Annotated in this window: 20 protein-coding genes and 1 pseudogene; 6 read left to right on the top strand and 15 right to left on the bottom strand. The window is 56.6% G+C overall.

Annotated elements, in window-relative coordinates; all coding sequences use genetic code 11:
* Window positions 1-188 precede the first annotated feature (188 nt).
* Genes preA through C8C94_RS25665 form a run of 3 tightly spaced genes read right to left on the bottom strand, consistent with a single transcriptional unit; the run spans window position 189 to window position 3,042 of the window.
* Window positions 189-1,502 (bottom strand): NAD-dependent dihydropyrimidine dehydrogenase subunit PreA, encoded by a 1,314-nt coding sequence (preA, locus tag C8C94_RS23205; protein WP_121422397.1) that lies wholly within the window; start codon window positions 1,500-1,502, stop codon window positions 189-191.
* 32 nt (window positions 1,503-1,534) lie between these two features.
* Entirely contained in the window at window positions 1,535-2,884 is a 1,350-nt protein-coding gene (locus C8C94_RS23200) for an NAD(P)-dependent oxidoreductase (protein ID WP_121423044.1), read from the bottom strand.
* Window positions 2,884-3,042, bottom strand: a complete 159-nt coding sequence (locus tag C8C94_RS25665; RefSeq protein WP_158603843.1) for a hypothetical protein — start codon at window positions 3,040-3,042, stop codon at window positions 2,884-2,886. Before C8C94_RS25665 ends, C8C94_RS23200 begins: the two co-directional genes overlap by 1 nt.
* Window positions 3,043-3,245: 203 nt before the next feature.
* On the opposite strand from C8C94_RS25665, the gene C8C94_RS23195 reads away from it, so the two are divergent.
* The gene (locus tag C8C94_RS23195) at window positions 3,246-3,953 is read left to right on the top strand and encodes a TetR/AcrR family transcriptional regulator (RefSeq protein WP_121422396.1); all 708 of its coding nucleotides are present in this window, start codon (window positions 3,246-3,248) and stop codon (window positions 3,951-3,953) included.
* Between the two features lie 185 nt (window positions 3,954-4,138).
* Here C8C94_RS23195 and C8C94_RS23190 read toward each other — a convergent pair whose 3' ends face one another.
* Together C8C94_RS23190 and C8C94_RS23185 are read right to left on the bottom strand one after the other, a co-directional pair.
* On the bottom strand, window positions 4,139-5,122 hold the full coding sequence (locus tag C8C94_RS23190; protein WP_121422395.1) for an IS5 family transposase: 984 nt from the start codon (window positions 5,120-5,122) through the stop codon (window positions 4,139-4,141).
* Between the two features lie 166 nt (window positions 5,123-5,288).
* Window positions 5,289-6,176, bottom strand: coding sequence for a LysR family transcriptional regulator (locus C8C94_RS23185; RefSeq protein ID WP_121422394.1), 888 nt, complete (start codon window positions 6,174-6,176; stop codon window positions 5,289-5,291).
* 102 nt (window positions 6,177-6,278) lie between these two features.
* Between C8C94_RS23185 and argC the strand changes: the two genes are divergently transcribed.
* The 3 genes from argC (at window position 6,279) to C8C94_RS23170 (ending at window position 11,306) form a co-directional block, all read left to right on the top strand.
* Entirely contained in the window at window positions 6,279-7,217 is a 939-nt protein-coding gene (gene argC, locus C8C94_RS23180) for an N-acetyl-gamma-glutamyl-phosphate reductase (protein WP_121422393.1), read from the top strand.
* A gap of 213 nt (window positions 7,218-7,430) precedes the next feature.
* A complete protein-coding gene (locus C8C94_RS23175; RefSeq protein WP_121422392.1) occupies window positions 7,431-9,425 on the top strand; it encodes a tetratricopeptide repeat protein in 1,995 nt (664 codons plus the stop codon).
* An 81-nt stretch (window positions 9,426-9,506) separates the two neighbouring features.
* On the top strand, window positions 9,507-11,306 hold the full coding sequence (locus C8C94_RS23170) for a glycosyltransferase (protein ID WP_121422391.1): 1,800 nt from the start codon (window positions 9,507-9,509) through the stop codon (window positions 11,304-11,306).
* A gap of 70 nt (window positions 11,307-11,376) precedes the next feature.
* On the opposite strand, the gene C8C94_RS23165 is transcribed toward C8C94_RS23170, so the two are convergent.
* Window positions 11,377-12,396, bottom strand: a complete 1,020-nt coding sequence (locus tag C8C94_RS23165; RefSeq protein ID WP_121422390.1) for an IS30 family transposase — start codon at window positions 12,394-12,396, stop codon at window positions 11,377-11,379.
* 255 nt (window positions 12,397-12,651) lie between these two features.
* Here C8C94_RS23165 and C8C94_RS23160 point away from each other — a divergent pair, with 255 nt between their 5' ends.
* Complete coding sequence (locus tag C8C94_RS23160; protein ID WP_121422389.1) at window positions 12,652-14,943, top strand: M12 family metallo-peptidase; 2,292 nt, start codon at window positions 12,652-12,654, stop codon at window positions 14,941-14,943.
* Between the two features lie 14 nt (window positions 14,944-14,957).
* Window positions 14,958-15,293, top strand: a complete 336-nt coding sequence (locus C8C94_RS25530; RefSeq protein ID WP_147433301.1) for a hypothetical protein — start codon at window positions 14,958-14,960, stop codon at window positions 15,291-15,293.
* A 58-nt stretch (window positions 15,294-15,351) separates the two neighbouring features.
* On the opposite strand, the pseudogene C8C94_RS23155 reads toward C8C94_RS25530, so the two are convergent.
* From C8C94_RS23155 to C8C94_RS23120, 9 genes and pseudogenes are all read right to left on the bottom strand, one after another.
* Window positions 15,352-15,466 (bottom strand): annotated as a pseudogene (locus tag C8C94_RS23155) (IS5/IS1182 family transposase); the annotation flags it as partial.
* Between the two features lie 290 nt (window positions 15,467-15,756).
* Window positions 15,757-16,932, bottom strand: a complete 1,176-nt coding sequence (locus C8C94_RS23150; RefSeq protein ID WP_199731338.1) for a glycosyltransferase family 1 protein — start codon at window positions 16,930-16,932, stop codon at window positions 15,757-15,759.
* 13 nt (window positions 16,933-16,945) lie between these two features.
* Window positions 16,946-17,836 (bottom strand): NAD-dependent epimerase/dehydratase family protein, encoded by an 891-nt coding sequence (locus C8C94_RS23145; RefSeq protein ID WP_121422388.1) that lies wholly within the window; start codon window positions 17,834-17,836, stop codon window positions 16,946-16,948.
* The gene (gmd, locus tag C8C94_RS23140; RefSeq protein WP_121422387.1) at window positions 17,833-18,873 is read right to left on the bottom strand and encodes a GDP-mannose 4,6-dehydratase; all 1,041 of its coding nucleotides are present in this window, start codon (window positions 18,871-18,873) and stop codon (window positions 17,833-17,835) included. Before gmd ends, C8C94_RS23145 begins: the two co-directional genes overlap by 4 nt.
* Before the next feature lie 137 nt (window positions 18,874-19,010).
* Complete coding sequence (locus tag C8C94_RS25525) at window positions 19,011-21,056, bottom strand: hypothetical protein (RefSeq protein ID WP_147433300.1); 2,046 nt, start codon at window positions 21,054-21,056, stop codon at window positions 19,011-19,013.
* A gap of 4 nt (window positions 21,057-21,060) precedes the next feature.
* On the bottom strand, window positions 21,061-21,777 hold the full coding sequence (locus tag C8C94_RS23135; RefSeq protein WP_121422386.1) for a bifunctional 2-polyprenyl-6-hydroxyphenol methylase/3-demethylubiquinol 3-O-methyltransferase UbiG: 717 nt from the start codon (window positions 21,775-21,777) through the stop codon (window positions 21,061-21,063).
* Entirely contained in the window at window positions 21,774-22,190 is a 417-nt protein-coding gene (locus C8C94_RS23130) for a GtrA family protein (protein WP_158603842.1), read from the bottom strand. Before C8C94_RS23130 ends, C8C94_RS23135 begins: the two co-directional genes overlap by 4 nt.
* Before the next feature lie 66 nt (window positions 22,191-22,256).
* Window positions 22,257-23,234: a glycosyltransferase family 2 protein gene (locus C8C94_RS23125; protein ID WP_121422384.1), complete on the bottom strand. Its 978-nt coding sequence runs from the start codon at window positions 23,232-23,234 to the stop codon at window positions 22,257-22,259.
* Window positions 23,235-23,402: 168 nt separating this feature from the next.
* On the bottom strand, window positions 23,403-24,350 hold the full coding sequence (locus C8C94_RS23120; RefSeq protein WP_121422383.1) for an IS5 family transposase: 948 nt from the start codon (window positions 24,348-24,350) through the stop codon (window positions 23,403-23,405).
* Window positions 24,351-24,512: the final 162 nt, after the last annotated feature.

Raw genomic sequence — 24,512 nt, 5'->3', positions numbered from 1 at the left:
CACACAACCCACCGTCTGTTTCAGCGCCCTCACGCTGGCAGATGGCGGGCAAAGGGAAGCGAGCGATGCTAGAGATCACGCAAGAACTGCACCAGATGCAGTGCAGCATGCGTTGCAAATCAGCACCACAACGGGTGCTGTCACAACGCCTTGCAGGGTCTGTGGCACATGCACGCAGGAGGCGCATATCAAGCTGCGGCAGACACGCGCTGCGGGTTGTTGGGGTGCGTGGTCCAGTTGGCGTATTCGCCCGTCACCTTCTTGCCCGTGCGGACATCGACTTCGCCCGGCTCCAGCGCGCGCATGGTGATGCACTCGGGCACGGGGCAGATCGACACGCACAGGTTGCAGCCCACGCACTCGGCCTCGTTGATCTCGAACTTGCGCACGCCACCCTCTTTGGTGAAGGTAATGGCCTGGTGCGAGGTGTCTTCGCACACCACATGGCAGCGGCCGCACTGGATGCAGGCATCTTGGTTGATGACGGCTTTTTCGATGTGGTTGAGGTTGAGGTTCTTCCAGTCCTTCACAGTGGGCACGGCCTGGCCCTTGAAGTCGTCCAGCGTGGCGTAGCCGTGCTGGTCCATGAAGTTGGACAGGCCATCACACATGTCCTGCACGATCTTGAAGCCGTACACCATGGCCGCCGTGCACACCTGCACCGTGCCGCAGCCCAGCGCAATGTATTCGGCCGCATCGCGCCAGGTGGTGATGCCGCCGATGCCGCTGATGGGCAGGCCCGCGGTCTGCGCGTCGCGCGCGATCTCGGCCACCATGTTCAGCGCAATGGGCTTGACGGCCGGGCCGCAGTAGCCGCCGTGCGAGCCCCAGCCGTCCGTGCTCGGACTCATCACCATGCGGTCCAGGTCCACGCCCATGATGGAGTTGATGGTATTGATGAGCGACACGGCATCCGCCCCGCCCGCCTTGGCGGCGCGTGCGGGGTGGCGCACGTCGGTGATGTTGGGGGTGAGCTTCACGATCACGGGCAGCTTGCTGTAGTGCTTGCACCAGGCCGTGACCATCTGGATGTATTCAGGCACCTGGCCCACGGCCGCGCCCATGCCGCGCTCGCTCATGCCGTGGGGGCAGCCGAAGTTGAGTTCAATGCCATCGGCGCCGGTGTCTTCGACGAGCGGCAGGATGCTCTTCCAGCTCTGCTCCTCGCACGGCACCATGAGTGAGACGATCATGGCGCGGTCCGGCCAGTTGCGTTTGACGCGTTTGATCTCTTCGAGGTTGGTCTGCAGCGGCCGGTCGGTGATCAGCTCGATGTTGTTCAGGCCGATCACGCGGCGGTCTTGCGACATCAGCGTGGAATAGCGCGGACCGTTGACGTTGACCACAGGTGGGTCTTCGCCCAGCGTCTTCCACACTACGCCGCCCCAGCCCGCCTCAAAGGCGCGGGTGACGTTGATCTCTTTGTCGGTGGGGGGTGCGGACGCGAGCCAGAAGGGGTTGGGACTTTGGATGCCCAGAAAATTGCTGCGAATGTCTGCCATGGGGTGCTCCCGTGAAAACTGGGTGAAGGGGTTCAGGCCATCAGTGCGGCGTGGATGGAGACAGCGGCCACCTTGCCGTGCTCCACCGCTTCCACCGTGAGGTCGCGGCCGCCCACGCGGCAGTCGCCACCGGCCCACACACGCGCCAGGCTGGTCTGGCCTTCGGCATCGGTGGCGATGCGCCCGCCCTCCAGCGCAATGCTTTTGCCCACAGGCTCGGCCACAAAGGTCTGGCCGATGGCCTTGAGCACCATGTCGGCATCGAGCGTGAAGGTTTCGCCGGTTTCCACCAGCTTGCCGCCGCTCAGCGCCGTGGCGGCAAAACGCACGCCCTTGACAGCGCCGCCTTCGCTCAGCACCTCTTTCGGTGCAGCCCAGTGGCGGATGGTCACGCCGTTCGTCTGCGCCCATTGCTGTTCCACGGCCGATGCCGACATGGCCTCGGCGCCCCGGCGGTAGACGATGGTCACTTCTTCGGCGCCCAGCTTGCGCGACTGCACGGCGGCATCCACCGCCGTCATGCCGCCGCCAATCACCACCACGCGGCGGCCCACGGGCAGGGTCGAGAGGTCAGTGCTCTGGCGCAGCTCGGCAATGAAATCCACCGCATTGCGCAGTCCGGTGGCGGTGGGCTCGGCCACGCCCAGCGCGTTCACGCCCTGCAGGCCCAGGCCCAGGAACACCGCGTCGTACGCGCCCAGAAGGCTGTCGAGCGTGATGTCACGGCCCAGTTGCTGGCCCGTGCGCACCTCGATGCCGCCGATGGACAGCAGCCACTCCACCTCCTTCTGCGCAAAGTTGTTGGTGGTCTTGTAGCTGGCCAGGCCATATTCATTGACGCCGCCCAGCTTGGGGCGCGCCTCGAACAACACCACGTCATGGCCGCGCACGGCCAGGCCATGCGCACAGGCCAGGCCCGCAGGCCCAGCGCCCACCACGGCCACGCGCTTGCCGGTGGCGGCTGCGCGCTGGAACAGCGGTGCACCGGGCTGGGCAAAGAAGGCGTCGGTGGCGTAGCGCTGCAGTGAGCCGATCTCCACCGGCTTGTCTTCGTTGGTGTTGCGCACGCAGGCCTGCTCGCACAGCACCTCGGTGGGGCACACGCGGGCGCACATGCCGCCCAGCGGGTTCGCCTCCAGGATGGCGCGGGCAGCACCCCGGTTGTTGTCCTGCGCAATGCGGTGGATGAACGAAGGGATGTCGATGCCCGTGGGACAGGCGGTGGCGCAGGGCGCATCGTGGCAGTAGTAGCAGCGCTCGGCCTCGATCAGGGCCTGGGGTTTGGTGAGCGGCGGGTGCGCGTCGCTGAAGTTGGCGGCGTAGTCGGCCAGGTTCAGGCGTGCGGCATGAATGCCGCAGGCACGGCTTGCGGGTGTGTCCATCAGGTTTCCTCCGAGAGGGTCAGGGTGGGGGTCTGGGCGCAGGCCATGCAGGCGCTCCAATGCGCCCGTGCCACGCAGCGCTGGCTGCGCATGCGGCTGGGGCCAGCCAATGCAGCGCAGGCGCAGGCGCCTGTGCTTGCAAACTTCGGAGGTTTCATCGTGGGCCTCGCTGTAGGATTCAGGTGCCCGCTGCTTTGGCGCAGCGGTGCCCTGTGTGGTGGGTCAATTTACCAACCCGTAAAAATTTACCAATTGGTAAAATCCCTAGAGCAAACCCCGTGCCAGCCAAATCGCCACAAATCTCCGTCTCACGCCAGCGAAATGCCAGTTTTTGGCCCCTGGCTTGTTCCACAATGGTGCGATGACCGACGCCCGCCCGTCCCCCGCAGACACCGCCCCCCGCGCTCCCAGGACAACGCGCGCCACCTCCAGCGACGAGACAACGCCCCGCGCGCCCACCGCCTCGCGCTTGCTCAAGGAACAGGGCATCCTCACTGAGGCCGAGAACCACTTTGCGCAGTTCGGCTTTGAGGGCGCCTCGCTGGAAAACATCGCTGCCGCCATCGGCATCAGCCGCCACAACCTGCTGTATTACTTTCCGAGCAAAGAGGCGCTGTACCAACGCGTGCTCGACGACGTGCTCACCCAGTGGCTGGCCGGGATGGAAGACTTGTCGCACAGCGACGACCCCCAGCAGGCGCTGCGGCGCTATATCCGCGCCAAGCTGCAGTATTCGCGCACGCGCCCCCAGGGCGCCAAGGTCTTCACCAAAGAGGTGATTGCCGGTGCACCACGTTATGGCAACGCCATCATCGAGCGCGTGGCGCCGCTGCTCAAGACCGAGGTGCGCACCTTCGAACGCTGGGCCCGAGAAGGCCGCATCGCCAAGGTCAACTTCACGCACCTGATGTTCATCATCTGGTCGGTCACGCAGGCCTATGCGGAGCAGGAGGCCCAGTTCGCCCTGCTGCTGGGCAAACCGGCACTGACAGAACGCGACTACGAAAAGGCCGAGGAGCTGATCGTGCGCATGGTGCTCAGCGCGCTGGCGCCCGAGACCCCCCTCTGAAGCAGCCACCAACGCTACTATATTGATAGCTAATTGCGCCTTATAGATAAGCGCTAGGGAAGCTCTTCACGAATCGGTTCTGGCTGTGCCGTAGCGACGCCCGAACTAAAACAACACCCGCTTTGGGCGATTGGGCACGCCCAGCAGGCGCTGCGCGAGGGCAATTGCCCGGCTTCGCGGGGGCCTTACGCCCCTTGCACACGCACCTGTCCGAATTCCAGCAGCTTTTGCCTTGCCATCCACAGGTTTGACAGCGCAAATAGAGTGACGAGCTGCGCCGTGTTCTTCTTGAGCCCTCGGTAGCGCACCTTCACGTACCCGAACTGCTGCTTGAGCACGCGGAACGGGTGCTCCACCTTGGCCCGGATGCTGGCCTTGGTGCGCTCCAGTTGATCGATCAGCGCCTCAAGAGGCTTGTCCTTGTCCAACTCCCGGCGCAATCCTGGACGCATGGCTACGTGCCAGCGCACGGTTGGCTTGGCATCAGGCCGTTTGTGCACGCCTTGGTAGCCCGCATCTCCAAATGCGTCTGTCTCCTGCCCGTGCAATAGGCTGTTGGCTTCGATCACGTCACCCACGTTGCCGCTAGTGCCTCGCACCGTGTGCACCAGGCCCGAGTCCGCATCCACGCCAATGTGGGCTTTCATACCGAAGTACCACTGGTTGCCCTTCTTGCTTTGGTGCATCTCGGGGTCGCGCTCGCCGCTTTGGTTCTTGGTGGAAGTGGGTGCGGCAATCAGCGTGGCATCCACCATCGTGCCTGCTTTGAGCTGCAGCCCTTTGGCCTGCAGCAGCGCATTGACCGTGGCCAGGATCTGATCGGCCAGCTTGTGGCGTTCCAGAAGGTGTCTAAACCGCAGGATGCTCGATTCACTGGGAATCTGTTCGTCCCAGTGGGTCAGGCCCGCAAAGTCCCGAAAGGCTGGCACGTCGTGCAGCGCATCTTCCATGGCGGGATCGCTGAGCTTGAACCATTGCTGCATAAAGTGGATGCGCAGCAGGGTCTGCACTGCAAAGGGCTGCTGACCCCGGCGTCCGGCTTCGGGCGCGTAAGGCTCTATGAGCGAGACCAGTTCAGTCCAGGGCACCACCAGTTCCATGGCGTCCAGGAACTCGCGCTTGCGGGTGCGCTTGACTGTGTTGCTCAGGCCCAGGCTGCTTTGCTTCATGCTCGTATTGTCTGGGCTTCAGCCCTCCGCGCAATCGCATCGCTTGGGGATTCGTGCAGAGAATCCCTAGAGCCGATTTTTATCTGTAATTTGCGCATCCGATCTTGCGCCGCATGGTGAGCAACACGATGGGCATGGGCGGTACCGCCCCCGCCTTGCCACTGCCCTACCCCTGCTTTTGCTGCCACAGCACATCCAGCACATGCTGGGTGGCCCGCTCGACTGGCCCCGCACGGTGCGCGATACCCAGCGGCCGCCACAGGCGGGGCTGCAGCGGCAGCATGCGGATGCGGGGGTCCCGTGGCACGGAGGTGGAAGCCTCTTGCGGCAGCAGCGTTGCACCATAGCCTGCCGCCACTAGGCTCTTGATGGCGTCGTTGTAGTTCAGCTGGATGCGCGCCTTGGGGTGTTCGCCGGCTTGCGCAAACCACTCGCCCGTCAGCCGTGACAGGCTGGTGCCATCGTCGTTGAGGATCAGCGGCTGGCTCGCCAGCCAGCCGGGAGTGACCCGCGCGGGCGAAGGCCAGGTGGACGGCACAAACGCCATGACTGGGTCGCGCCGCCACGGCAGCACCGCCACACCGCGCAGGGCTGCCTGTGGCAGGGCCACCAGGCCCACATCCAGCACACCATTGGCCAGCCGCGACATGGTTTCGTGCGAAGTGAGCACGGCCACCTGCACGTCGATGCCGGGGTGGTGCTGGCCCAGCGCCTCCAGGGCCTGGGGCAGCAGGTGCGCAATGGCCCCCGTGGAGGCGCCCAGGCGCACACGCCCCGCCAGCCCCTGCACCTGGCGTTGCACCAGGTCCATCGCTTCATCCGCGTCCGCCAGCAAGCGCCGGGCACGTTCGACCAGCACCTCACCCACGGCGGACGGACGCACCTCGCCCCGCTTGCGCACCAGCAATGGCGCACCGATGTAGGCCTCCAGGTCCGCGATGTGCAGGCTCACCGTGGGCGGCGCCAGGTGCAGCGTGCGCGCGGCTTCTGCGAAGGAGCCCAGGTCGGCAATGGTGACCAGGGTGCGCAGCCGGTCGAGATTGAGTTCACGCATGACGTTCAGTAAACCTGATCCTGATGTTTGTGAAATTCAACTTTTCAAAGTTTAGACCGGGACCGAAGATTCCACATCCCCTCCATTGCAGGAACCCGCCCCATGACCACCCCACCCCTTGTCTTCATCGATGGCGACCAAGGCACCACCGGTTTGCAGATCCACGAACGCCTGCGTGGCCGCACGGATCTGCAGCTGCTGACCCTGCCCGAGGCCGAACGCAAGAACGCCACCCGCCGCGCCGAGGCCATCAACAGCTGCGATATCGCCATCCTGTGCCTGCCCGATGCCCCTGCCCGCGAAGCAGCCGCCTCCATCGTCAACCCCGCCGTGCGCGTGATCGACGCCAGCTCGGCGCACCGCACGGACCCGCAGTGGGTGTATGGCTTTCCAGAGATGGGCGCTGCCCAGGCCGCGCGCATTGCTGGCGCCAAGCGGGTCAGCAACCCAGGCTGCTACCCCACGGGCGCCATCGCCCTGCTGCGGCCCCTGGTGCAGGCGGGGCTCGTGCCCGCTGACCTTCCCATCACCATCCACGCGGTGTCGGGGTATTCGGGCGGCGGACGGGCTCGCGTGGACGAACATGAAGGCCCCAACGCAGCCAACGCCCCGGCCTTCCAGCTCTACGGCCTGGGTCTGGAACACAAACACACCCCGGAAATCGCCCTGCATGCCGGGCTGTCGCAACGCCCGTTTTTTCTTCCGGCCTATGGTTCGTTCCGCCAGGGGATTGCGCTCACCATTGCGCTGCATCTGCGCCAGCTGCCCGCAGGCACCACCGGTGAGCGTTTGCACGCTTGCCTGGCCCAGCACTTTCTCGGTGCGGACCATGTTGAAGTCCTGGGCCTGGCGCAAGCGCAAGACACCCAGCACCTGGACCCGCAGGCCCTCAACGGCACCAACCAGCTGCAGTTGGGCGTTTTCAGCAACGCCCGCCATGGCCAGGTGCTGCTGACTGCCGTGTTCGACAACCTGGGCAAGGGGGCATCGGGGGCGGCTGTTCAGAACCTGGATTTGATGCTGCTCGCATCTCGGCGCTGAACCGGGCAACCCAGCCGTTGCCAGATTCGAACTTACAGGGAAGAAGGTCAAATGCAGCGGCAGGCCGCCGCGCGCGGCCGCCGTCCCAAACAAATTCGCTGTTTTTGAACACTTTTTCACGTTTGGGCGCATTTTTTGCTCTGCTACACTGCCTCCGCACGCCGCCTCCCGCTCGGGTTGGCGCTTCCCTCTTTCTCCCTCTGAAGCCCTTTCATGGCTGAATCCGGCAAAGCACCCTACCTTTTCGCCCTGATTTTGTTGTTGGCCGTGTTGGGGGTGTATCTCCCCGGATTGAACAACGAACTGCTGTTTGATGACCTGCGCCTAACGGAAGGCTCCATTTTTGGCGTCTATGGAAACTTGCTGGACGTCAAGCAGCGCATGATTTCTTACGGCAGCTTCGTTTGGGTGGAACACTTCGTGGGCGCTGGCTGGTGGAAGCAGCGCATCGTCAACCTTGTACTGCACCTGGGCGTGGTGGCAGCGGTGTACGTGTTCTTCAAGGCGCTGCTGGCCAGTACCCGCTTCCCGCAGGACATGGAAGAGCAGGCGCACTTTGCATCTTCCCAACGTGCTGCGCTGCGGGTTGGCGTGGCATTGTTCGCTCTGCATCCCGTGGCAGTCTATGCCGTGGGCTACCTGATTCAGCGATCCATCCTCATGGCCACCCTGTTCGCGGTGCTGGCTTGCTGGGCGTTCGTGCGCGGATTGCAAACGCAACGCATGGCTTGGTATGCAGGCGCGCTGTTGAGTTATTTGCTCGCGGTGCTGTCCAAGGAACATGCGGTCATGACCATTGCCCTGACCGTACCCCTCTATATACACGTACGGCGGCCCAGCTGGAAAAAAGCCTTGGCACTGACGGGCGGCACGCTGCTGTTGCTGGCGCTAGTGGCAGCGGTACTTCTGCACTTTTATGGCGCAGTCATGGGCAGGCTGTTTGATGCGCAGTCAGTAGCATTTGCGCAGCAGCTTGAAGCCTTGCAACCGGGGATCACACAACGCATGTTCCCGCTGAGCATCATCAACCAGGCTGCGCTCTTCTTTGCATACGGATTGCTGTGGATCGTGCCTTACGTGGGGTGGATGTCTATCGACATTCGGCCAGCCTTCCCATTGGGTTTGGCGTCTTCATGGCATGTACTGGGTGCGTTTGGGTATGTGGCGCTGCTGATCGGCGCGGCCTGGCTGCTGCTGAGGCGAACCGGAGCGCTCAGTCTGGCGGCCCTGCTGGTGCTTTTCCCGCTGGTGTGGTTTGCCACGGAGTTTTCCACCGTGTGGGTACAAGACCCGTTTGTGCTTTATCGCAGCTACCTCTGGGCCGTTGCGCTGCCGGGATTGCTGGCGGTTGCGCTGACCGGGTTCAAGCCTCGAACCATCTACACCTGGGGCGTGGTGCTTGGGATGGTGTTTGGAGCCTTGGCCCTGGAGCGCCAACTCTCCTTGACCGACGAAGTGGCCGCCTGGACAGACGCGGCAGAGAAGACCGACCTTACCGCACCGGCCAATGCGGTCGGACGCAGCCGCCCCTTCTTGAATCTGGGGGCTTACTACATCCGCAAAGGGATGACAGAGCAGGCAGAGCGGAACATTGGCAAGGCGGTTGCCCTGCGCGACCGAGGCGAACTGGGCAATGGCGCCCTTTTCAACTCTGGCGTGGTTCTGCAATTCAAGAAGAAGCACGCAGAAGCACTGCAAGCGTTTTCTGCAGCCGAAGCGCAGGGCTACGCCGAGCCAGCTTTGCACTTTCACAAGGGCGAATCTCAAGCAGCCCTGGGGCAGTTGGTACCCGCATTGGAGAGCTTCCGCGTGGCTTTGTCCAGAACGGAAAAAGACAGCAAGCAGCAGGACGTGGTGCCCACCATTCGCATTCGACTGGTCGAAACAGCCATGGCCGCACAACGTTACGACGAGGCCATCGGCGGTTTCAAGGTACTGCTGCAGACAAGCCCCAAAGATCCACGCCTGCTGCTGGGCCTTGGCATGGCGCGGGTGGGCAAAGGCGAGACCAAGGCAGCCATTGAGGTGTTTGATCAACTCATTGCCACCAACCCCGGCGCCCCGGTCTACTACGGCCGCGCCATCGCCCACCACCAGGCGGGCCAGCAGGCAGCAAGCTTGAGCGACATCGATCAGGCCATCAAGCTGGACCCTCGGAACCCGCAGTACAACCAGATGCGCGCCATCATCGCTGCCCCAAAGAAGTAGCATAAGTAGCGACCAGACAAGCAGGCTGTGACTTTGCGCGTATTACACATTGGCAAGTTTTATCCCCCACACCGAGGGGGGATGGAAGTGTTTCTTGCCGACCTGATCAAGGCGCAGCGCGCAGCAGGCATTGATGCTGCAGCAGTAGTCCATGGTGATCCCGAGGCGGGAGACCCGCCCTGGCTCACGCGGGTGCCTGTGCAGTTGCAACTGGTTTATGCCCCGATTGCGATGGGATTCCGCGCCGCCGTGTCCGAAGCCATCGCAACGCACAGGCCGGATGTTTTACACCTGCACATGCCCAACAATTCCGCTCTTTGGGCCCTGACTCTGCCCAGCGCACGCGCCATACCATGGGTTGTGCACTGGCAATCCGACGTGGTGGTATCGCGCATCCGAACCACCATCGCACTGGCTTACCGGCTGTATCGCCCCTTTGAGCAAGCGGTGCTCTATCGTGCCCAGCGCATCATTGCGACATCCCCACCCTATCTTGAAGCGAGTGAGCCCCTGAAAGCATGGCGGCAGAAATGCGCAATCATCCCCCTGGGCCTGGACACCAGCCATCTGGATGTTGAACCAGACCGTGCCGTCGAAGCGGAGTCCCCTTGGAGCAGCAACACCCTGCGCCTGTTATCCATTGGCAGACTGACCTACTACAAGGGATTTGAAACGCTGATCAAAGCGGCCATGAGCCTGAGCGGCGTGGAGCTGTTGATTGTGGGTGACGGAGAGCGTCGCAAAGAACTGCAAGCCTTGATCGACGCGCTCACGGCTGCTGGCAAGCCAGCCAACGTGCGGTTGCTGGGCAATGTGGATGATGTGCAAAAGAACAGCCTGCTCCACAGCTGCGACGTGTTTTGCCTTGCCTCACGCGAACGGACCGAAGCGTTTGGCATGGTGCTGCTTGAAGCCATGCAGCATGCCAAGCCGTGCATCGTATCGGCGCTGCCAGGTTCAGGCATGCCTTGGGTATTGGAGACCGCTGGCGCTGGCCTGCAAGCCCCGGTCGAAGACGTTGCGGCCTGGGCAAATGCAATTCAGCAGATGCAAAGCAGCCCCACCCAACGCTCGCACTGGGGCATGGCAGGGCAACGCGCCTTGCAGACACATTTCTCCATTGCGACTTGTGAGCAACGCGTTTCCGACCAATATGCACTGGCAGCGCCCGAGACCGACCATTACCGTGGTAGCCGAAAAGACATGCTCATCGTCATCCCCGCCCGCAATGAAGCAGCCACGATCGGCACATTGCTGGCAGCCCTCAGGGCAAAAGGCTGGCACGACATCGTTGTCATCAACGACCAAAGCACTGACGATACGGGCGCCATCGCGCGTGCAGCCGGGGCACGGGTGCTCAACCCGACATTACCCATGGGCGCCTGGGGCGGAATGCAGGCAGGCATTTGCTATGCGATCCGGCATGGATACCAAGCCGTAATCACCATGGACGCCGACGGCCAGCACGAAGTGGACGAAATCCCGACGCTGCTCAAGGCGCGCGATCAAGCCGACCTTGTTGTCGGCGCCTTCCCCGAACGGGCCAGCCGCATGCGCCAGCTTGCGTGGCGGTGGTTTCAGCAACTGGCGGGCTTTGATCTGCGCGACCTGACCTCCGGCTTTCGGCTGTACAACCACAAAGCCATGAAGACACTTGCGTCGCGTGAAGCCACGTTGCTCGACTACCAGGACCTGGGCGCGCTGTTGCTGGTACGCCGCGCTGGCCTCACGATCGCCGAGGTTCCCGTGTCCATGAATTTGCGGGCTGTGGGGACATCACGGATTTTCAATTCGTGGTTCAACGTGGGCAAATACATGATTGCCACCACCCTGCTCTGCCTCGCGCAGTGGAAAGTGCGCAGAGAGTCAGCGAGCAAGTAGCACTCCCACGGTAGGTTTGCTTAATGGAATGGCGATCTCAAATCTGAAGTGCAACACCGCTGGTTTATATTCAATGAATGGTAGCGGAGCTCTTCTCGGCGATAGTCGTCATGAATTGCTGGAAAGCCTGATAGGGAGAATCCCAGCCGAGCGTCTGACGAGGACGGTTGTTCATTAGATCGGCCATGGAGTCCAGCGCATCCTGGTCATGAACGCTCAGGTCTGTGCCCTTGGGCATGAACTGGCGCAGCAGCCCATTCGTATTCTCACAACTGCCTTTTTGCCAAGGGCTGTGCGGATCACAAAAGTACACCCGCATGCCAAGAGCTTGTGCGAGTTCCTTGTGCCGGGCCATCTCCTTGCCCTGGTCGTAGGTGAGTGTCTGGCGCATCGGCTGTGCAATCTGGCGCAGCTTGTTGGTGAACGCGGCCAGCGCACTCTCTGCGGATGCGTCAGGCATCTTGCACAGCAGCACCAGGCGCGTTGAGCGCTCTACCAGCACACCCACCGCCGACTTGTTGCCAGCGCCCTTGATCAAATCTCCCTCCCAATGCCCCGGCATCACGCGATCATTGACCTTGGGTGGGCGAACATGGATAGAGACCATGTCTGGAATCTGACCACGCCGATCAGAGCCTGCTGAACGCGGGCGGCGTGTACTCTTGCCCTGGCGCAGCAGTGCGATGAGCTGGCGGCGCAACTCACCGCGTGGGTATGCATAGATAGCGGTGTAGATGCTCTCGTGCGAGGCATGCATGCTCGGCTCCTGGGGATACATGCGCTGGAGTGTGCGTGCAATCTGCTGGGGCGACCACAGCCAGCACAGCATGGTGGTGACAAGAGTCCACAAAGCCCCGCCGCTGTGCAGCTTGGGGTGTGGCCTGGCCTGAATGCGCCGCTGCTGGCACCTGCGCTGCGCAGACTCACTGGCATAACAGCCATTGCAGGCGTTGCGCTGCAACTCACGGCTGATGGTGCTGGGGCTGCGGCCTTGAAGGCGGGCTATGGCCCTGATGCTCCAGCCCTGCTGGCGCAGCGATGCCAACGTCACCCTCTCTTCTGGCTGCAAGTGTTCGTATCTCGTTCCCATTTGCGTACATTACCCTCGGTGAGGGTGTTGCACTTCAGATTTGAGATCGCCAATGCACTTGCCCGCAAACTGGTGCGCGCATGAGGTTGCTGGCAGCTCACACCCAGCTTAAGGCCAAGTACGCTTGCCACAAGTGACAATCTGCATTAGATTTTGTCTGAAATTTACATTGAATTTACATTGCCATTCAAGCCGCTAAGTCGCGCCCCCCGCCCCACCTGCGCTGCCCCTTGCTGGCCCCAACGCCCCCGTGAAATGAAAAATATAGCAATTCAAATCAGGTCAGTGTGCAGATCGATACTGATTTTATCGATCTCGGCAGTTGCAATTTCTTTTGGCACAGCCCGCGCCCAACAGGTATTACAGCTGGTACCTGGACAACCCCCTTCAGAGAAAATGGCGACGGCGGCACTGAACACGAAGGTGGGCGAAACACTACGAATAGAGAATCTCAAAATTAACGATATAGCCCCCGCAGTCGTTAATCTAGAACTTCGCCGCTCGGAAGTTATTGGCAGCGATACACAATATATTGTGGTAGATGAAAAGGGGGTACGTGCATTTCCACTTGCCACTGGCGCCCATTTCATTGGTGGCTTAGAAGACAAACCAGACAGCTATGCTTTTGTAACGGTTACCTCTGATGGTGAGATTCGGACCATCATCCACCGAGGCAATGAGACTATCGTTAACGAACTACTGCCGGAACGCAGCGCAGACGGGGGGCGAGCTGTTTCACGCTTGATTGACCATCAAAAAGATTTTGTCAACCGGGAGTTCTCTTGCGGTGTAACACCTTCTTTCCTGCAGAGTGATCCGGTTCAACGAAATATTGGCATCGAAGAGCTTTTAAAAACTGGCAAGACAAATTCTCAAAAAATTCTTGCTGAAAAGGCTGGCAGCCCACGCCGTGCGGACATTATCATCGATAGCGACTATGAACTCTTTCAGAAATTGGGCTCTGAAGCAGCAACTTTTAACTACATCACAGACCTTCTTACTTACATCAGCAGCAGGTATCAAGTAGAAGTTGCTACCCGTTTTAATTTAAAGCAAATACTAATCCGCACGACGTCAGCCGACCCTTGGACCCAAACGTCTACCAGCACAATGCTGGATGAGCTCCAGGCTTTCTGGAACGCTGGCGCCAATGCATCGGTTTCCAGACATCACGTGCACCTAATGAGCGGTAAGAACATAGGTGGCGGCATCGCCTACGTTGGGAGTTTGTCCAGCCCAACCATTGCCTACGGAGTTAGCGCTGGCCTCTCTGGCAGCTTTAGCGCATCAAACCCTCAAGTCATCTGGGACTCCATCGTGGTGGCCCACGAAATTGGCCATGCGTTTGGCAGCTCTCACACGCATGACTATGACAACCCTTTTATCGCACCATCGCCTAACACTGGCGGTGCAATTGATTGCTGCTATTCAGGCAATTCCACTGGGCAGTGCGGCATTTCGTTAGGCGGAGCCGGGCGCCTGGGCTATTTGCCCGGCCTATCGTCCACCACGGGCGGGGGGGCAGGCCAAGGCAACGGCACCATCATGAGCTACTGCCACCTGTTGACTGGCGGCATGAGCAATTTGAGCTGGACTTTTGGAACCAACCACCCTTACGGGGTGAATCCAGATCGTGTGCCTACGGTCATGTCTAACCAGGCCCAGTCAAAACTGCCTCTGGACACTTCAGGCACTTTCGACTTGGCGGTCAGCAAGTCGGGCACAGGCACTGTCACCAGTTCTCCAGCCGGGATTAACTGCGGAATTGATTGCAACGAATCCTTCGCCAGCGGCACAGTTGCCACACTCACCGCAACGCCTGGCACAGGCTACAGTTTTTCTGGATGGTCTGGAGATTGCTCCGGCACTGGCACTTGTACCGTCACGATGAGCGCCCACAGAAATGTAATCGCCACATTTACGACAACACCCGTAGGCGTGCTTTCGATTGCCAAGATCGGCACAGGGGCGGGCACGGTAACCAGATCAGGAGGAGCCATCAACTGCGGCGCGACCTGCACGGAATCGTTGACGCCAGGATCTACAGTTACTCTGACCGCCAGCCCATCTGCAGGCAGCACTTTTGCAGGGTGGAGCGGTGGCACTTGCACCGGTACGGGCTCTTGCGCATTCACTATCAATGCAAATACCACCGTCAATGCCCAGTTCAACCTGAGTTCAGGTGGTACCACGCTAACGCCACTGCTACAAAATAACCTGTCTGGAAGTGCTGGTTCTACGCGAAGTTACTCTGTAACGATCCCTACCGGAGCTACCAACCTCGCTATTCGAATCAGTGGCGGAACAGGGGACGTTGATCTTTATGTGAAGTTTGGACAGGTACCCACCATAGCATCATACGACTGCAGGCCGTATCTTGTTGGAAATAATGAAACATGTTCATTTCCAACCCCTTCCGCAGGCACCTATCACATTCTACTCAATGGCTATGAATCATTTAACGGAGTGACACTTGCCGCTAGCTACCAAAGTAGAAATTCGACGACCGTAGATCTTACACCCATTCTTAATCTTTTGCTTGACTAAAATCGGAATTCATGATGAAAAAATTATCCGTAATTCTTATATCTCTCGCATCTGCTACATTTAGCATTCAAGCCCAAGCTGGCACATCGTCTGGAAAAGTGACTAATATTTTTATGCACAGCCCGGACATTGTCATGTTTGGCGCGGGCACTATCAATGGAGCAGCTTCCTGCGCCCAAGGCACACAGCAATGGGCCATCAGATTATCCGATCCAGCAGGCAAGGGATTCCTTGCAATTTTGCTCTCAGCTCAGGCTCAGGGGAAATCAGTTTCTGTACATGGTTACAGTAATACTTGCCGTGATTGGAGCGATCGTGAGCTTCCGTCGTACATCGTGATTCAAGATTGAATCGGCTTTCTTGCGAAAAACCAATCGGGACCATATAATCCCACAGCCCCAAATGCAGCTACACCACAGAAGCCACAGGCACCGTCATCGGTGCTCCCAAGCTGCGTGAAGCGGTTGAGCAAAGCCACTCGCACATGCAACTCTGTAACCTGGCGCTCGAACGTGCTGGCCAGGAAGGGCGGATAGCTTTTAAAGTTGTGCAATTGTCCGGGATGTGACATATAGGCGGTCACCGCGACACGGCTCGCCGCTGCATGCAATGACCGACAGGCCCGCTGCTGAGAGGCGAATTTTTCAGGGTGAACTATTTGTTTTCAATGATTTTTAATAAATAACAATCAATGTTTTATATATTCAAAATATATAATGCAACATATATTTAGAACCATACAAATGACTGCCATTTTAGAGGGATCATAAATCCCTCTTGCATTGTGATTCTTGCTTGAATGCACATCCTTGCTCAGGCAACAGACCGATATACCTCTGTAGTCTGTTCAAGGCAGCGCTCCCAAGTGAGCGCGCCAGCGCGTGCCAAGCCACGATCCGTGGCACCGGCCCGCCATGGCGTGTCTTCTATCAGACGCGCCAGTTGCACCCGGATCACCTCCACATCATCAGGATCAACCAGCAGCGCGGCACCATCGGTTACCTCGGGCATGCATGAACGATCAGAGGTCAGCACCGGCACTCCCGATGCCATGGCCTCCAGCAATGGCAGGCCAAAACCTTCATAAATCGAGATCATGGCAAAGGCGTGCGCCCCGGAGTAGATGGCGGGCAAGTCTGCCTGGGGCACAAACCCCAGATACCGTAACCAGCCCTCGGCTTGGCCACGCTCTATCAGTGGCCGCACACGCTCGTTCAGCCAGCCACGGGCACCCGTCAAAACCAGCGGAAAACGTGTCCGCAGCTGTACAGGCATGCCCGCATAAGCAGTTATGAGCTGATCCAGCCGCTTGCGTGGCTCCAGCGTCCCCACACTGAGCACATACTGCCCCCCCTCCAAGCCATGGCGGGCCAGAACCTGTCGCAGTTCCCCTTCGGCGTGGGGGCGAAAGGATGCATCCACCCCCAGATGAATGGCAGTTACCCGCTGCGGTGCTACAGAATAATCGGCAATCAGCTCCTGGCGCACGGTTTCAGAATCAGTGATCAAGGCATCGGCACGATCCAGCGATCGCCTGAATGCCAAATCAAAATACCGCCTGCGTGCGGCTGGATGGGTCTGCGGGAAACGGACGATAGACAAGTCATGCACCGTAGCAACCATGGGCCCGTGATAGGCAGGAAGAAAATAGTTGGGCGAGTGGTATATCGCGCCATTTCCCTGGCGCAACAGCCGACTGCGCCAAACCTCTGATATCTGGTCATATACTTCCACCGCCCAATGCTTGGCTGCCATATAGCGGCGTACAGGCACTAACCATGCTGGGGACACAGGAATAGCCCCTCCCGCCGGCAGCCTACCGGCACCCAAGGCGCCAGGCGTATTCCCCCAGCCCCACATGCCCAGGTAGCGCAACTCTTCCACGTCATCGCGCAACGGCAACCGTGTGGCCAGCTCATAGGCATAGCGGCCAATGCCGGTCAGTGGTGGAAAGATGGCATCGGTCGCCAGAACCAGCCGCAAGCCCATGCTCTTTTCCTCCTCAGGCCGCAGCAGCAGCCAGCATACTTGCCAGCGTGGCATCCAGCGATACCGCTGTGGGCCACGCATCGCCTGCTGCGCGCCACACCGCCTGTAAGCGGGCGGGGTCACCGCACAGGCGCTGGATCTCGTTGGCGCGCACAAATGCCGGATTAACGCGCACCTCGATGTCGTGCCCGGCCAGGCGGCGCAGCCGCACAATCACGTCGTCCAGCGTGTAGGTCATGCTGGTGCAAATGTTGTAGAGCCCCAGTGGCTCGCCATGGGCCAGCAGGTGCAGGTACGAGTGGCATACAAAATCGACATCGTTGTACTCCCGCTCTACATACAGGTTGCCCAGCTCAACCACCGGGGCGCGGCGCGCAAAGTGGTCTACCAGCTTGGGGATCAAAAACTGTGGCGCCTGGCCCGGCCCGGTGTAATTGAAGGGCCGGGTCAGCACCAGCGGCAACCGGTCGGCGTAAGTGCGGGCCAGGTGCTCCATAGCCAGTTTGCTAGCCGCGTAATGGTTGACAGGCGCCGGTGCCTGCGATTCGGCAATCGGCGATTGCGGGCAGTTGCCATACACATTGGCGCTGCTGGCCACCAGCACACACGATGGGCGCACGGCCTGCCCCGCCAGCGCTGCCAACAAGTTCAGCGTGCCCTGCACGTTGACGCCATAAAACGCCAGTTCGTCCGCATGGCCCACAAAACTGAGCGCGGCCAAATGCACCACCGCCCAAGGCTGCGCCTGGGGCAGCGCCGCCACCGCTGCGGCAACCGCGTCTGACACCGCCTGGGGCTGCGTCAGGTCAACCTGCAGTGCTGTAACGGCGTGGCCCGCCTGCTGCGCCAGCTCAGCAAAACGCAGCCCAGTAAAGCCGTTTGCGCCAGTCAGCAGAATGTTCAAAACGATGCCCCGTTTTGATTGCGGCGCAAATCTGCCTCCACCATCATCTGGCACAGCTGCTCTAGCGTGGTGGTGGGCGCCCAGCCTAGCTTGGCCTTGGCCTTGGCTGGGTTACCAATCAGCAGCTCTACCTCTGCTGGGCGGTAAAACTTGGGGTTGATGCGCATCACCGTCTTGCCAGTGGCGGTGTCTACTGCCGTTTCTTGCTCTGCCACGCCACGGAAGTCCACCGCAATGCCAGCGCCCTTGAAGGCCATGCACACAAAGTCGCGCACGGTTTCGGTGCGGTTGGTGGCTAGCACAAAGGTGTCAGGCTCATCGGCCTGCAGCATGCGCCACATGCCCTCGACATATTCTTTCGCAAAACCCCAGTCCCGCTTGGCATCGAGGTTGCCCAACTCCAGCACATCCAACTGACCCAGCTTGATTTTGGCCACACTGTCGGTGATTTTTCGGGTGACAAACTCGCGGCCACGCAGCGGGCTTTCGTGGTTGAACAGAATGCCGCTACTGCCAAAAATGTTGTAACTCTCGCGGTAATTTACCGTCATCCAATGCGCATACAGCTTGGCCACGCCATAGGGGCTGCGCGGGTAAAAAGGTGTTTCTTCTACCTGCGGAATCGCCTGCACCTTGCCAAACATTTCTGACGTGCTGGCCTGGTAGAAGCGGATTTTTGGGTTGACCAAGCGAATGGCTTCGAGCAAATGCAGCGCGCCAATGCCAGTAATCTGCGCCGTGGTGCTAGGCTGGTCAAAGCTCACACCAACAAAGCTTTGCGCGGCCAAGTTATAGATTTCATCGGGCTGCACTTTTTGCACCAGTGAAATGCTGGATCCCAAGTCGGTCAGATCGTATTCAACCAAATGCAGGTTGGGGTGGTTTTCAATGCCCAACTCCTCTATCCGCCAGAAATTCACTGAACTTGTGCGGCGGTACGTACCGTAGACCTTGTAGCCTTTATTGGTCAGTAGCTCTGCAAGGTAGGCGCCGTCTTGACCTGTAATGCCAGTAATAAGTGCAGTTTTCTTTACCATTTCAAATATCGTCAAAATATAAAATTACGGTTTTAAAGTTGCTGATAAATATCTACCTGGTGCCTTGAAGCAAGGAATTAGTAGTTCTATGGCATCGCTGCCGAAAAAGCGGCCGCCCAATAAAAAATAGGTCAACCTCATTTCTGAGCAGCAGATATTCTTAGCGACCTAACCCCGACTCCAAGCACACGATCATCTGCACTGATTCCTAAGGCGGCGGGAGATACGGAATTTGGCGTAATGAGTCGAATGTCAATTTCATCATCCACACGCAACAACTCTTTTGTCAATAGATACTTATAAGAAGACTGCTGCTCACCCCCATTCCCAAGACATAGAGATTGATTCGAAATCTCTTTCGCATTAAAAATGACATGTATCTTTTGACATGGATGTGAATCACCAACAAAAGCACCCATAACTAACTCAAGCTCCAAAACCTGGTTCGATGGCTCATTCAAACGCATTTGAATTGCGGCTTCCTTATTAATCGACCAACGCCCCCAAGCCTCTGGCTCCGACCATCCTTGTGTTGCATAAAGCCCCCCATTTCCATGCACTGAAAAATCAATGACTTCACCAATTTTGTAATCAGTATTTATTTCGTTCTGAGCCACTTTCCTAAAAGGCTTCAATGCACCCAATGCAAAGCGATAGGAGCCAAGGTGCACACTCAAACGGTCCGACAATCGAGTCAGCTTTCGATCAGGATAAAACTCCAGGGAATGACCAATAATTGGTCGAATGAAAAGCAGCCTGACCCCCCAACTCATCGGGAGCAAACGAAAATCCTTCACCCGAGTAAGCTTCCTACCATCCAAAATTAAATCATGGGCCCCAAAATATATATCTGCAGCCCCCCCCGAAACCCCTTTAAAATCAATAAAATCAATTTGCTCGCCAGCCAAATTTAGCGAGACATTTAACTCTCCCTTTTCAATATTCAGCGGAATCGATTTCAGATTAAAAGAAAAATGCAAAGAAAGCAAAAGCATAGGCATCCCAATTAGCAAGACTAAAGGTACTACCCAACCCCTACTCCGCCGCCAGGAAACCAACACATCCTTAACGAGCAGAACTGCAAACAGCGCCATAAATGGGAAAGCCCATTTAAAATAGTGCACATTAAGATAACGCCAAATACCATTCGGCAATAAATCCCCATAAGGTAGATAAATTATAAACAAAAAAACAACTGTGCAAGCAACTGCTCTTATTAAACTATCACCTCGAATTAGCACCCACACAACCCCTGCCAAGGACAAGAAAAGCCAAGGGTATCGCTCAGTCAACCCAGCATTAGGTTCACCGTAAAGCGCAAATCCATCTAGCCATAGCGAAATAAATTTTTCCAGAAGATCAGCAGGAAAGTAACCATTAGCACCTGCAGCCTGAATGTACCCTCCGGTTGGCGAGTCAAAAACTATCGCATTAAAACCAAAAAATAATAAAGGGCCTATGCTCGCTCCAACAATCGACAGGAGAATAAAATCACCAAGTCTGGGAACCCTTTCTGCACATTCACTGCGAGTTGTCCAATATCCAATCAGCAAGGCAATGCCAATTACGCCGCCAACTAGTGCATCCGCTGGTCTTGTCGGGACCAGCAGGCCAATACAAGTAGCAACAAAAAAAACTTGCAGCCCACTAACCCGAGTGGGAGCACCATTTTTTATTTCATCCAGCCAAACCAATCCAAGGAAGCCGCTGGCAAGCAATGCCACGCTAAGCGTCGAAGTCCAGGGTATTACATAGTTTTCGAACAAAGTGTAGTTGAAGATTGTTGTTCCGAATAAAAGAGCAACGCCCCCCCACCGTGGGACATATCTATCTGCAAATCGCAGAAATACAAAAGCAAACCACAACAGACTCAAAAGATTAAGAACAAAATACATATGACCGCTTGACCACTTGAGGAATATTGCGCCAAGTGCAGAATAAAGCGGCGGATAAAAATGCTTATCCGGAGTCAGATCGAGAACTGACAGAGCATTCGCAGATAAGAGGTATTTTCCCTGATCGAACCATCCCCACCATCCCAAAGGATGATCATTGGGTGCGTTCCCTGGTGTGGCGGGAATAAAAAAATATACTGCAATATAATAAATTGCAATAAACACCAGCACAGATCGCAGCTCAATAAAATAGCGAAATCTAGCACCAAAGAGTGAGTCACCATTCATAAAATCAGTGACGATCTTTATTTATAAAATTCCCAGGCTTGACAGCTCGAACATAAACATTCTTGCCGCCGATGCGATGTGTAACTACATCAAGGCGTCGGCTTAGAGGAAAAACCCAACGATCGTAGACTTTTAGCATTCCTGGATCCACAGCGCCATCTCCTTTATCAAAAATTTTATATATAAGCGAAGCCAAGAATCCTAATCCATCGGCATAGCGAGACTCTGCAACATCAAATCCCGCGCTGGATATTTTTTCATGAAGTTCCAGCTTATTATAACGGCGTATATGCTTAACCTTTCGATCCATACTACTAAACAATATTTGAAAAGCAGGAACATATACCAATAACTTTCCCCCTGGTCGCAATTTTCGAAACCATAACCCAAGAATACCAGTATCATCCTCGATGTGCTCCAATACATTCAGCGAGTAAATGTAGTCAATACTTCCATCTTCAGCTTCAGCAAGATCATTGAGAACGGTCATGCCATGGCTTACTAAAATAGCAGAAAGGACTGGATCGGTCTCTACACAAATCAAACGGTATCCAGCGAAAGCAACAGGATAAGAAAATAATCCATTGCCTGCACCAAAATCGACTAGGCAATCTTCTTTTTTTGCAGATGAAACTATTAAATTGAAAAGATATTTGTTATAGTTTACCGCCTCCTTCATAATTTCAAGATTGTCTCGACCGGAATAGTCAATATATTTCATATACTTTCACTTTTAAAAACTATTTTTTTCGAAACTACATAGTTAAACATCAAAGATGCTATTGCGCCAAATGCAAGAGGAATCAAAGGAATATCAAGAAATTCAGGGCAGAAATCAATTAATATGAAAAAAATTGAGAGATTAATTGCAGCACCCAATATCTGGACACTAAAATAGTAGGCGTACTCTCTCCGAATACTTAAAAAGCCCCCCGAATTAAAGGTCCAAAGACGATTTAGCATCCAGGTCGCACTTACAGCCACAAAAAATGAACAACTGCGTGCCAGCATTACATCCAAATTATCTTCTATAAGAATAGTTAGCAGCCCAGCATCAATACAAAACCCTAGACCACCGACCACTACAAAGCGGCTAAAATCTCGCGTAATTAGATATTTACGCAGGAGATTCATATGCATTTATTTTTAGTTGCAGTTGGATAGAATTGAAAAATCGATAGGTAAAATTCAAAAGCATATTTATTTAATTTTTTCTTTGAATTTTTCAAGCGCCAGAAGCTCTCGTTCGAATTTTCGCTTGTCTTGATATGTAATCGAATCGAGAATAAGCCCGATGGCTGCAAAAACCATCGCGACGATCTCTAGTCCGGTTGCCAAAATTGCCAAGGGCACATGACGAATGTAACGCTCGCGTATCCATTCCTCTATAACGGGAATACCAGTCACAAATCCAAGCAAGGCAAATAATACCGCTGCGCCACCGAAAAATAACAATGGACGGTAATAACGAAGGATATTCCATATCGTAATAATAACCCGAGCGCCATCGAGCAACGTATTTAGCTTCGAGAAACTACCCGCAGGTCTGTCACGGTAGTCGGTTGGGATTTCTATGATTCGAAAGCGTTTATCTAAGGCATGGAGCGTCATATCGGTCTCAATTTCGAAGCCTTCGACCAAAATAGGATAGCTTTTCACGAAACGACGATTGAATACTCGGTAACCGCTCATGATGTCTGCGAGTTCACTGCGAAATAATTTGTTTACTAGGTCACGAACGAGACGATCTCCGAATCCGTGTAAGGCACGCTTGTTCTCGGCAGCGTAATGTCCGGAACTATGTCGATCACCGACAACCATGTCAGCCTCTCCGGCAATAATTGGTGCCATCAAGTCTTCCGCCTGCGCAGCGGGGTATGTTAGATCGGCATCCGCAAGAATATAAATATCGGCATCGACTTCAAGAAATGCGCGCCTCACAGCATTACCCTTACCAGGTCGCCATTCATTGATAATCCCCCCCTTACAACCGAGGCGTGAAAACATATCCAGCGCCTTTTTTTGAGTAGCATCGTTTGATCGATTGTTAATTACCCAGATGGCTGCGTCGGGAAGAGCCCGATGAAAATCTTCGATCGTAGCTACGATTGTTTGCTCTTCGTTGTATGCCGGCAAAATCACTGCAACATGAAAAATTTTCTTCGATGCATTAAACATATCTATTAATTATAAAATAACGATAGGGCGTTTAGAAGTTCGCAAACGTCCAGGAACCTCTAAAAACCATCATTTTCAGCCCGTCACTGGCGCAGACTGCTTGAATGCTGCGGTCTGCTTATTTTTAAGCAGACCCCCCTTTTTTTGGGGCGTTTCTTGCTCCATTTCTCATGCATTCGCCCCCTGCATGCCCACCTCGGTCTTTGATGACTTTTTCTTATTGAACGCATCCACTCCGTCATCAAGGAACTTGGCCAGGCGCTTGAGGTTGTAGCGAGTCGCCATCATGGTCATCGCCAATGTGGCGCGGGCTTGGCCAATGGTGCGAACGAGCTTGCCACCCATGTGGCGCATCTGCGCAAAGGGGTGCTCCACCCGGGCCCGGGTCTTGGCAATGCGCTTGTTGCGCCCCTTCTGGCATTCGCTCAGGGGTTTGCCCCGCTTGGCCTTGCGCTGGATGTGCTCTCGATAACCCAGGGCCTTTAGCATCTCGCTGCGCTGTGCGCTGGGGTAGCCCCGGTCGGCATAGACATCGCCCATGGTGTTGTGCGCATTGAGCACTTCATCAAAGTGCCTGCTGTCGTGCTCGCTGGCCGTGCCAGTGGTGATCTTGCGGATGAACTTGTGGAGCACATCCACGCTGATGCTCAGCTTGTAGCCGTAGTAGCCCTTGCCGTGCTTCTTGGTATGGGTGGCGTCCAGGTCTTTCTGTCTACGCTTGGCCTCGTTCCAGTCGCTGGGGATGTCGCCATGTTCAAGCTGCTCTCTGTCTTCTTTGGTGAAGTGCTGGATGGGGGCAGACACCAGGGTGGCGTCGATGATTTGCCCGCACCGCGCCGGATAGCCGCGCTGCAGCAGTTGGCCGCCTACTGACTGAAACAGGGCCGTGACGCCATCAACGCCCAGGCGCGGCTGGTAATGCCAGATGGTGTTGCGATCAGGGACGCTGGTGCTGTCCTGCAACAGGCAAAAGCGCTGGTAACTCATGCGGTCAAGCATTCGTCGAGCAATAACCTGCCGTGGATCGCCTAAGGTCTCGATCTTGCGCTTGCGCGCTGTATCGGCAAAGAGGTCGAACTTGATAGCGCTGCGCGCATGCGCTTGGAGTTTGCTCATCGGGTGATTATCGCGTTGGCTGGGGTGGTCTTGGTCAGGGGCAGGTTTTAGAGTTGCCCTATCCCTGACAGATAGAATTTACTCTTAAAATCATAGCTGTTAACGTTTGCTGCACAATGGTTTCAGGCTATAAATCCATTGAAAGCTATATCAGGCAAGCGC

This window comes from Acidovorax sp. 94, from assembly GCF_003634645.1.
GTDB lineage: Bacteria > Pseudomonadota > Gammaproteobacteria > Burkholderiales > Burkholderiaceae_C > Acidovorax > Acidovorax facilis.
This window is presented reverse-complemented; position numbering and strand designations above follow the sequence as displayed.